At 41.2% G+C, this 9634-nt stretch carries 17 protein-coding genes; all 17 read left to right on the top strand.

The window, feature by feature from the left end; all coding sequences use genetic code 11:
* Positions 1-40: 40 nt before the first annotated feature.
* The 17 genes from rpsL (at position 41) to rplE (ending at position 9631) form a co-directional block, all read left to right on the top strand.
* A complete protein-coding gene (gene rpsL, locus HMPREF9420_RS05810; protein ID WP_004335835.1) occupies positions 41-424 on the top strand; it encodes a 30S ribosomal protein S12 in 384 nt (127 codons plus the stop codon).
* 134 nt (positions 425-558) lie between these two features.
* Complete coding sequence (rpsG, locus tag HMPREF9420_RS05805; protein WP_004371792.1) at positions 559-1035, top strand: 30S ribosomal protein S7; 477 nt, start codon at positions 559-561, stop codon at positions 1033-1035.
* A gap of 20 nt (positions 1036-1055) precedes the next feature.
* On the top strand, positions 1056-3170 hold the full coding sequence (gene fusA, locus HMPREF9420_RS05800) for an elongation factor G (protein WP_007134562.1): 2115 nt from the start codon (positions 1056-1058) through the stop codon (positions 3168-3170).
* Between the two features lie 100 nt (positions 3171-3270).
* Positions 3271-3576, top strand: a complete 306-nt coding sequence (rpsJ, locus tag HMPREF9420_RS05795) for a 30S ribosomal protein S10 (RefSeq protein ID WP_007134561.1) — start codon at positions 3271-3273, stop codon at positions 3574-3576.
* Positions 3577-3617: 41 nt separating this feature from the next.
* On the top strand, positions 3618-4232 hold the full coding sequence (gene rplC, locus HMPREF9420_RS05790) for a 50S ribosomal protein L3 (RefSeq protein ID WP_007134560.1): 615 nt from the start codon (positions 3618-3620) through the stop codon (positions 4230-4232).
* On the top strand, positions 4232-4861 hold the full coding sequence (gene rplD, locus HMPREF9420_RS05785) for a 50S ribosomal protein L4 (RefSeq protein WP_007134559.1): 630 nt from the start codon (positions 4232-4234) through the stop codon (positions 4859-4861). The genes rplC and rplD overlap by 1 nt, the downstream gene beginning before the upstream one ends.
* Positions 4862-4877: 16 nt before the next feature.
* Entirely contained in the window at positions 4878-5171 is a 294-nt protein-coding gene (gene rplW / locus HMPREF9420_RS05780; RefSeq protein ID WP_007134558.1) for a 50S ribosomal protein L23, read from the top strand.
* A 7-nt stretch (positions 5172-5178) separates the two neighbouring features.
* Entirely contained in the window at positions 5179-6006 is an 828-nt protein-coding gene (gene rplB, locus HMPREF9420_RS05775; protein WP_007134557.1) for a 50S ribosomal protein L2, read from the top strand.
* A gap of 10 nt (positions 6007-6016) precedes the next feature.
* Positions 6017-6286, top strand: coding sequence for a 30S ribosomal protein S19 (rpsS, locus tag HMPREF9420_RS05770; protein WP_007134556.1), 270 nt, complete (start codon positions 6017-6019; stop codon positions 6284-6286).
* Positions 6287-6320: 34 nt separating this feature from the next.
* Complete coding sequence (rplV, locus tag HMPREF9420_RS05765) at positions 6321-6725, top strand: 50S ribosomal protein L22 (protein ID WP_007134555.1); 405 nt, start codon at positions 6321-6323, stop codon at positions 6723-6725.
* An 8-nt stretch (positions 6726-6733) separates the two neighbouring features.
* Positions 6734-7459, top strand: a complete 726-nt coding sequence (rpsC, locus tag HMPREF9420_RS05760; RefSeq protein WP_007134554.1) for a 30S ribosomal protein S3 — start codon at positions 6734-6736, stop codon at positions 7457-7459.
* Between the two features lie 14 nt (positions 7460-7473).
* Positions 7474-7902 carry a 50S ribosomal protein L16 gene (rplP, locus tag HMPREF9420_RS05755; RefSeq protein WP_004371782.1) on the top strand — a complete coding sequence of 143 codons (429 nt, stop codon included), beginning with the start codon at positions 7474-7476 and terminating at the stop codon, positions 7900-7902.
* 3 nt (positions 7903-7905) lie between these two features.
* Entirely contained in the window at positions 7906-8100 is a 195-nt protein-coding gene (gene rpmC / locus HMPREF9420_RS05750; protein WP_007134553.1) for a 50S ribosomal protein L29, read from the top strand.
* A gap of 2 nt (positions 8101-8102) precedes the next feature.
* Positions 8103-8369, top strand: coding sequence for a 30S ribosomal protein S17 (gene rpsQ, locus HMPREF9420_RS05745; protein ID WP_007134552.1), 267 nt, complete (start codon positions 8103-8105; stop codon positions 8367-8369).
* A 2-nt stretch (positions 8370-8371) separates the two neighbouring features.
* Positions 8372-8737 (top strand): 50S ribosomal protein L14, encoded by a 366-nt coding sequence (gene rplN, locus HMPREF9420_RS05740; protein ID WP_004380837.1) that lies wholly within the window; start codon positions 8372-8374, stop codon positions 8735-8737.
* A gap of 22 nt (positions 8738-8759) precedes the next feature.
* Positions 8760-9077, top strand: coding sequence for a 50S ribosomal protein L24 (gene rplX, locus HMPREF9420_RS05735; protein ID WP_007134551.1), 318 nt, complete (start codon positions 8760-8762; stop codon positions 9075-9077).
* Positions 9077-9631 carry a 50S ribosomal protein L5 gene (gene rplE / locus HMPREF9420_RS05730; RefSeq protein ID WP_007134550.1) on the top strand — a complete coding sequence of 185 codons (555 nt, stop codon included), beginning with the start codon at positions 9077-9079 and terminating at the stop codon, positions 9629-9631. The genes rplX and rplE overlap by 1 nt, the downstream gene beginning before the upstream one ends.
* Positions 9632-9634: the final 3 nt, after the last annotated feature.

Raw genomic sequence — 9634 nt, 5'->3', positions numbered from 1 at the left:
ATAATAAATAAAATAAATATATAAATTAAAAAGTTAAGTTATGCCTACTATTTCACAATTAGTAAGAAAGGGCAGAAAGGACATCGTAGACAAGAGTAAGTCCCCAGCTTTGGATAACTGTCCTCAGCGTCGTGGCGTTTGTGTTCGTGTTTACACTACGACTCCTAAGAAGCCTAATTCAGCAATGCGTAAGGTTGCTCGTGTGCGTTTGACAAACCAGAAGGAAGTAAACTCATACATCCCTGGAGAAGGTCACAACCTTCAGGAGCATAGTATTGTACTTGTTCGTGGTGGTCGTGTTAAGGACCTTCCTGGTGTACGTTATCACATTGTTCGTGGAACACTTGATACAGCTGGTGTTGCAAACCGCACACAGCGTCGTTCTAAGTATGGTGCTAAACGCCCAAAGGCAGCTAAGAAGTAATTGCTGAGCTAAAGATTTTTTTTATTCAAACGTTTTGCTGGAGAATTGTTGGACGCAGGTTGAGTAAATATTCGAGTGCGGATATTGAAGAACATGAATGACAACCCCATGCAGAATTTATTTTTCAAAACAAAATGAGAAAAGCAAAACCAAAGAAACGCGTGATCCTTCCGGATCCAGTTTACAATGATCAGAAGGTTTCTAAGTTTGTAAACCATTTGATGTATGATGGTAAGAAGACCATTTCATACGAGATTTTCTACAAAGCTCTTGATACAGTGAAAGAGAAGATGGCTAAAGAAGAGAAGCCTGCTCTTGAGATTTGGAAACAAGCTTTGGATAATATTACTCCTCAAGTAGAGGTAAAGAGCCGCCGAATTGGTGGTGCTACTTTCCAGGTTCCGACTGAAATTCGTCCAGATCGCAAGGAAAGTATTTCAATGAAGAATTTGATTGCTTTCGCACGTAAGCGTGGAGGAAAGTCAATGGCAGAGAAACTTGCTGCTGAGATTATGGATGCATACAACAATCAGGGTGGTGCATTCAAGCGTAAAGAAGATATGCATCGTATGGCAGAGGCTAACCGTGCGTTCGCTCATTTCAGATTCTAATTAATAAAGGTAAAAAGAAAATGGCAAATCGCGATTTACATTTGACTCGTAACATCGGTATCATGGCCCACATCGATGCTGGTAAAACAACTACTTCAGAACGTATCTTGTTCTACACAGGTAAGACGCATAAAATCGGTGAGGTGCATGATGGTGCAGCTACAATGGACTGGATGGCCCAGGAGCAGGAACGCGGTATTACAATTACTTCGGCTGCAACAACTTGTAACTGGAACTATGATGGTAAATCATATAAAATCAACTTGATTGATACTCCGGGACACGTTGACTTTACAGCTGAGGTAGAACGTTCACTACGTGTACTTGATGGTGCTGTTGCAACCTATTCTGCTGCTGATGGTGTACAGCCTCAGTCTGAGACTGTTTGGCGTCAGGCAGATAAGTATAACGTGCCACGTATCGGTTATGTGAATAAGATGGACCGCTCAGGTGCTAACTTCTTCGAGACTGTTCAGCAGATGAAGGATATTCTTGGTGCTAATCCTATCGCTATCCAGATTCCAATCGGCGCAGAAGAAAACTTCAAAGGTGTTGTCGATTTGATTAAAATGAAAGCTATCCTGTGGCACGATGAGACCATGGGTGCTGAATACGACGTTGAAGAAATCCCTGCAGAACTTGCTGATGAGGCTGCTGAATGGCGCGAGAAACTTGTAGAAGGTGCTGCAAACTTTGATGATGAGGTGATGGAACTTTATCTCGAAGGTAAGGAGATTAGCGAAGAAATGTTGCTTCGTGCTATTCGTAAAGGCTGTATTGCTATGGAGTGCTGTCCTATGTTGTTAGGATCTTCTTATAAGAATAAAGGTGTTCAGCCTCTGTTGGATTATGTTTGTGCCTTCCTTCCTTCACCAGTTGATACACAGGCTATCGTAGGAACGAATCCTGATACAGATGAAGAAGAAGATCGTATGCCTTCAGAGGATGCTCCAACTTCAGCTCTTGCATTTAAGATTGCAACCGATCCTTTCATGGGACGTCTTGTGTTCTTCCGTGTTTATTCAGGTAAGGTTGTTGCTGGTTCTTATGTATATAACCCGCGTTCTGGTAAGCGTGAGCGCATCAGTCGTCTGTTCCAGATGAATTCAAAGCAAGAAATCCCAATGGAATCTATTGATGCTGGTGATATTGGTGCAGGTGTAGGTTTCAAAGATATCCGTACAGGTGATACTCTTTGTGATGAGAAAGCACCAATCGTATTGGAGTCAATGACATTCCCTGACACGGTGATTTCTATTGCTGTTGAGCCAAAGAGCCAGGCAGATGTCGCGAAGATGGATAATGGTCTTGCTAAACTTGCAGAAGAAGATCCAACATTTACTGTTCGTACTGATGAGCAAAGTGGTCAGACTATTATTTCAGGTATGGGTGAGTTACACTTGGATATCATTATCGACCGTTTGAAACGTGAGTTTAAGGTTGAATGTAACCAAGGTAAACCTCAGGTGAACTATAAGGAGGCTATCACTCGTTCTGCACAGAGCCGTGAGACATATAAGAAACAATCTGGTGGTCGTGGTAAGTTTGCTTGTATTGATGTAACTATCGGTCCGAAAGATGAAGACTACACAGAAGGTGACTTGCAGTTCATCAATGAAGTTAAAGGCGGTAATGTACCAAAGGAGTTTATCCCTTCTGTACAGAAAGGTTTCGCTGATTGTTTAAGTAATGGTGTTCTTGGTGGCTTCCCTATGACAGGCTTGAAAGTTACATTGACGGATGGTAGCTTCCACCCTGTAGACTCTGATCAGTTGTCATTCGAATTAGTTGCACATCAAGCTTTCAAGGTGCTTTGCCCGAAGGCAGGTCCTGTTTTGATGGAACCTATCATGAAGGTAGAGGTTGTTACACCAGAAGAAAACATGGGTGATGTGATTGGTGACTTGAATAAACGTCGTGGTTTGGTTCAAGGTATGGAAGAAGCTCGTAGCGGTGCACGTATCGTTAAAGCAATGGTTCCATTAGCAGAGATGTTCGGTTATGTAACAGCACTGCGTACTATTACTTCTGGACGTGCTACTTCTTCAATGGAGTATGATCATCACGCAGCACTTTCTACAAGCATAGCTAAGGAAGTACTTGAGGAAGTTCATGGTCACGCAGAACTCCTTTAATTGAGAAAACTATAAAAGTTGAGAGGCGTTGTTTAGCGTATGACTCTTAAACAACGTACCTCTTTACTTCATTTACTAACAATTTTATAATTTAAAAAGTATGAGTCAGAAAATTAGAATTAAGCTGAAGTCTTACGATCACATGTTGGTTGATAAGTCAGCTGAAAAGATTGTGAAAGCCGTAAAGGCTACAGGTGCAATCGTTAGTGGTCCTATTCCATTGCCAACTCACAAACGTATCTTCACAGTAAACCGTTCAACTTTCGTAAATAAGAAGGCTCGTGAACAGTTTCAGCTTTCAGATTATAAACGTCTTATAGACATTTATAGTTCTACTGCTAAGACAGTTGATGCATTGATGAAGTTGGAATTGCCTTCAGGTGTAGAAGTAGAGATCAAAGTCTAATTTCAAAGTAGTAAATTATTAATTGATAAATTTTTATTGAAATGCCAGGATTAATTGGAAAAAAAATCGGAATGACATCCGTTTTCAGTGCCGACGGTAAGAATGTTCCGTGCACTGTTATCGAAGCTGGTCCTTGTGTTGTAACCCAAGTTAAAACAGAAGAAAAAGATGGTTACAAAGCACTTCAGTTGGGTTTCGAAGAGGCTAAGGAGAATCGTACCTCTAAGCCAATGATGGGAACTTTTAAGAAGGCAGGCACAACACCAAAGAAGCACTTGGCCGAGTTCAAGTTTAATGAGGAATACAACCTTGGCGACACACTCACCGTTGAGATTTTCTCAGATGCTAAGTTTGTAGACATCGTTGGTACTTCTAAAGGTAAGGGGTTTCAAGGTGTTGTTAAGCGTCATGGTTTTGGTGGTGTAGGGCAAAGTACACATGGTCAAGATGACCGCGCACGTAAACCGGGATCAATTGGTGCTTGTTCTTATCCTGCAAAGGTTTTTAAGGGCATGCGCATGGGTGGTCAAATGGGTGGTGATCGTGTTACTACTCAAAATCTTCAGGTGTTAAAGGTAATTCCAGAGCACAATCTCCTTCTCGTTAAGGGTTCTGTTGCTGGATGTAATGGTTCAACCGTTTTAATCAAAAAGTAATGGAAGTTAGTGTTTTAAATATCAAAGGTCAGGAGACTGGAAGGAAGGTGACTCTTAATGAGGCTATCTTTGGAATAGAGCCTAACGATCACGTGCTTTATTTAGATGTAAAGCAGTATCTTGCTGCGCAGCGTCAAGGAACAGCTAAAACGAAAGAAAGAAGTGAATTAAGTGGCTCTACTCGTAAGCTCGGTCGCCAAAAAGGCGGTGGTGGTGCACGTCGTGGTGATATTAATTCACCTGTATTAGTTGGTGGTGCTCGTGTATTCGGTCCAAAACCTCGTAATTATGACTTCAAATTAAATAAAAAAGTAAAAGTTCTTGCACGTAAATCTGCTTTATCTTACAAAGTTCAAGATAATGCTATAATTGTAGTTGAGGACTTAAAATTTGAAGCTCCAAAGACTAAAGAATTTGTAAATTTTGCAAAAAATATAAAAGTAGAAGGGAAGAAAACTTTAGTTCTTTTGTCAGAAGTTAATAAAAACGTATATTTGTCCGCTCGTAATATTCAAGGGACTGAAATAATGACAGCAACATCTCTCAATACGTATAAAGTTTTGAATGCAGACATTGTTGTAATTGCAGAAAGTGCTCTTAAGGCTATTGACGGAATCTTAAATAAATAATAAGGAGGTTTAGATTATGGCATTTATCATTAAACCATTGGTTACTGAGAAGCAATCTAAGATTACTGAGAAGAACGCGAGTCGCTATGGCTTTATCGTTCGTCCAGAGGCTAATAAGCTCCAGATTAAGAAGGAAGTCGAAGCCTTGTACAATGTTACAGTAGTTGAAGTGAATACACTTCGTTATGCCGGCAAGCATTCAAGTCGTTATACAAAGGCTGGTCTTATTAAAGGCCAAAAGAATGCGTTTAAGAAGGCTATCGTTACAGTAAAGGATGGCGATACAATTGATTTTTACAGCAATATTTAAATAAAAAATGGCAGTACGTAAATTAAACCCGGTTACTCCGGGACAAAGACACAAGGTTATTGGCACGTTCGAAGATATTACTGCATCCGTGCCAGAGAAGTCTCTCGTTTACGGCAAACATTCTACTGGTGGTCGAAATAACACTGGTAAAATGACCGTTCGCTACATTGGCGGTGGCCATAAGCAGAAGTATCGTTTGATAGACTTCAAGCGAGAGAAAGATGGTGTTCCAGCTGTAGTAAAGACAATCGAGTATGATCCTAATAGATCAGCTCGTATAGCTCTTTTGTTCTACGCTGATGGTGAAAAACGTTACATTATTGCTCCTAACGGACTGCAGGTAGGTGCTACACTGATGTCTGGTGCAGATGCTGCTCCTGAAATTGGTAATGCTCTTCCACTTGCAAACATTCCTGTTGGTACGGTAATTCATAACATTGAATTGCGTCCTGGTCAGGGTGCTTTGCTCGTTCGTTCGGCTGGTAACTTTGCTCAGTTGACTTCTCGTGAGGGTAGTTATTGTGTTATTAAGCTCCCTTCTGGCGAAACTCGTCAGATTTTGAGTGCTTGTAAAGCTACGGTAGGTAGTGTTGGTAATTCTGACCATGCTTTGGAGCAGTCTGGTAAGGCTGGTCGTTCACGTTGGTTAGGTCGTCGACCACATAACCGTGGTGTTGTTATGAATCCTGTTGATCACCCAATGGGTGGTGGTGAAGGTCGTCAGAGTGGTGGTCATCCACGTTCTCGTAAAGGTCTTTACGCTAAGGGTCTCAAGACTCGTGCACCTAAGAAGCTTTCAAACAAGTATATTATCGAAAGAGCTAATAAAAAATAAAGAGTAAATTATGAGTCGTTCATTAAAAAAGGGTCCATATATCAACGTGTCGCTCGAGAAGAAGATTCTCGCTTTGAACGAGAGTGGTAAGTCGAGTGTTGTGAAGACTTGGGCCAGAGCATCAATGATTTCCCCTGATTTTGTGGGACACACTGTTGCAGTTCATAACGGAAATAAATTCATCCCTGTTTATATTACTGAGAATATGGTTGGTCATAAACTCGGTGAGTTTGCACCTACACGTCGTTTTGGCGGTCACTCTGGTAATAACAAGAAGTAAGCGGGATTAAATCCATTTAAAAAATAGAATAATAATGGGAGCAAGAAAACATATCGCAGCTGAAAAAAATAAAGAAGCTCGCAAAAATCTGTACTTCGCAAAGCTCAAGGGGGTTCCTTCTTCTCCACGTAAGATGCGCTATGTCGTAGATATGGTTCGTGGTCTTGAAGTAGGGCGTGCTCTCGGAGTACTCAAGTTCTCTAAGAAGCAAGCTGCTTTGGACGTTGAAAAATTACTTCGCTCAGCAATTGCTAACTGGGAAACAAAGAATGGCCGCAAAGCTGAAGATGGTGAATTGTATATCAGCAAAGTCTTCGTAGATGAAGGTGTTACAATGAAACGTATGAGACCTGCGCCACAGGGACGTGGTTATAGGATTCGTAAACGTTCTAATCATGTGACTTTGTTTGTTGATGCCAAAACTAACGACGAAAAATAAAGAATAGAATGGGACAAAAAGTTAATCCGATAAGCAACCGACTTGGTATAATCCGTGGTTGGGATTCAAACTGGTTTGGTGGCAAGAATTTTGGTGATAACCTTGTTGAGGATCGTAAGATTCGTAAGTATCTCAATGAGCGTTTGGCGAAGGCAAGTGTATCGCGTATTGTAATAGAACGTACATTGAAACTCGTTACCATCACTATTTGCACAGCCCGTCCAGGTATCGTCATTGGTAAAGGTGGTCAGGATGTTGATAAATTGAAAGAGGAATTAAAGAAACTCTATAAAAAAGACATCCAAATTAATATATTTGAGGTTAAGAAACCCGAACTAGATGCAAATATCGTTGCTAACAACATCGCTCGCCAAGTGGAAGGCAAAATTTCATATCGTCGTGCCATTAAGATGGCTGTTCAGAATACGATGCGTGCAGGTGCAGAGGGTATTAAAGTTCAAATTACAGGTCGTCTGAATGGTGCTGAAATGGCACGTAAGGAAATGTTCAAGGAAGGTCGCACTCCTTTGCATACATTCCGTGCAGACATCGATTACTGTGCTACTGAGGCCTTAACAAAGGTTGGTCTTTTGGGTATAAAAGTATGGATTTGTCGAGGTGAAGTTTACGGAAAGCGTGAATTGACCCCTAACTTTACTCAGGAGAAACAAGTTGGTGGCCGTTCTAATAGCCGTAATGGCCGCGGTAGTCGAAAGAGAAACAATAACCGTTAAAAGAAAAAGCTATCATGTTACAGCCAAAAAGAGTAAAATATAGAAGACCTCAAGATGGGCGTGGTAATAAAGGCAATGCTCACAGAGGTACACAGCTGGCTTTTGGTTCTTTCGGCATCAAGACACTTGAGCCAAAGTGGATTAATAGCCGACAGATAGAGGCTGCTCGTGTAGCCGTAAACCGCTACATGAATCGTCAAGGCCAGGTTTGGATTCGCATTTTCCCTGATAAACCAATCACTCGCAAACCTGCTGATGTCCGCATGGGTAAAGGTAAAGGTGACCCTGCAGGTTGGGTTGCACCGGTAACTCCGGGACGTATCCTCTTTGAAGTAGAGGGAGTTTCATTTGATATTGCCAAAGAGGCTTTGCGCCTTGCAGCACAGAAGCTTCCTGTAAAGACTAAGTTTGTTGTTAGACGTGATTTCGATAAAAACGCTTAAGCTATGAAGATGAAAGAATTAAAAGAACTCGATGTCAAGGCATTGGCAGAGAAGTTGGAGAGTGAAAAGGCACAGCTTAATCAATTAAAGCTGAACCATTCAGTTGCTCCTCTTGAAAATCCATCACAGATTAAGGCAGCTCGTCGTAATGTTGCACGTATCGAAACAGAACTTCGTCAGAGAGAACTTAATAAATAATAATGGTCCAGATGGAAACAAGAAATTTAAGAAAAGTAAGACAGGGTGTTGTTGTCAGCAACAAGATGGATAAAACCATTGTTATAGCCTCTAAGTTCAAAGAGAAGCACCCTATTTATGGTAAGTTTGTTCAAAAGACAAAGAAATACCACGCTCATGACGAGAAGAATGAAGCAAATGTAGGCGATACAGTTCAGATTATGGAAACTCGTCCTCTGTCAAAGACTAAGAGATGGAGATTAGTACAAATTGTAGAAAAAGCTAAGTAATTATGATACAGGCAGAATCAAGACTTACAGTATGTGATAACAGCGGCGCACGTGAAGCAAAATGTATCCGTGTCCTCGGTGGTACCGGCCGTCGTTATGCCAGCGTAGGTGACGTTATTGTGGTAGCTGTCCAGAACGTCATCCCATCAAGTGATTTGAAAAAGGGTGCAGTATCAAAAGCTTTGATCGTTCGCACAAAGAAGGAAATCCGTCGTGCAGATGGTTCTTATATCCGTTTCGACGATAACGCTTGTGTATTGCTTAACAATGCAGGAGAACTCCGTGGTAGCCGTATCTTTGGTCCAGTTGCTCGTGAACTCCGTGCGGTGAATATGAAGGTCGTTTCTTTAGCACCTGAGGTTCTTTAATTAATCATAAAACAAGTAAGTAATGAGTAAGTTACATATAAGAAAAGACGATAAGGTTGTTGTTCTTACCGGAAGAGATAAGGGCAAGACTGGTAAAGTGCTCAAGGTATTAGTTAGCAAGAATTGTGCTATCGTAGAGGGACGTAACCTTGTATCAAAGAGCACTAAGCCTTCAGCAAAGAATCCTCAGGGGGGCATTGTAAAGATGGAGGCTCCTATTCATGTATCAAATCTGAGTCTGATCGATCCTAAGAGTGGTAAAGCTACTCGAGTTGCCATCAAGCATGAAGGCAAGAATGTGATTCGTATCGCTAAAAAGTCAGGGGAGGAAATTAAATAATGGATACAGCACAGTTAAAGAAAGTATATAAGGAGACTATAGCTCCTGAACTTCAGAAGCAGTTCAACTATTCTTCAGCAATGCAGGTTCCTGTTTTGAAGAAGATTGTGATTAATCAGGGTCTCGGTGATGCAACACAAGACAAGAAGATTGTCGATGTTGCAGTTAATGAAATTACCGCTATCACTGGTCAGAAGGCTGTTGCAACCTATTCTAAGAAGGATATTGCAAACTTCAAACTGCGTAAGAAGATGCCAATCGGCGTCATGGTAACACTTCGTGGTCAGCGCATGTATGAGTTCTTAGAAAGACTTATTCGTGTTTCTCTTCCACGTATTCGTGACTTCAAGGGTATCACAACAAAGTTTGATGGTCGTGGTAACTACACTTTAGGTATTACCGAACAGATTATCTTCCCAGAGATTAATATCGATGAGATAGACCGTATCCAGGGTATGAACATCACTTTCGTTACTTCAGCAGCAACTGATGAAGAAGGTTTTGCTCTTCTCAAGGCATTCGGACTTCCATTCAAGAACGCTAAAAACGATTAAGGA

This window comes from Segatella salivae DSM 15606, assembly GCF_000185845.1.
Classification (GTDB): domain Bacteria; phylum Bacteroidota; class Bacteroidia; order Bacteroidales; family Bacteroidaceae; genus Prevotella; species Prevotella salivae.
Note: the sequence above shows the minus strand (reverse complement) of the source record. Positions and strands in the feature narration are given on the sequence as shown.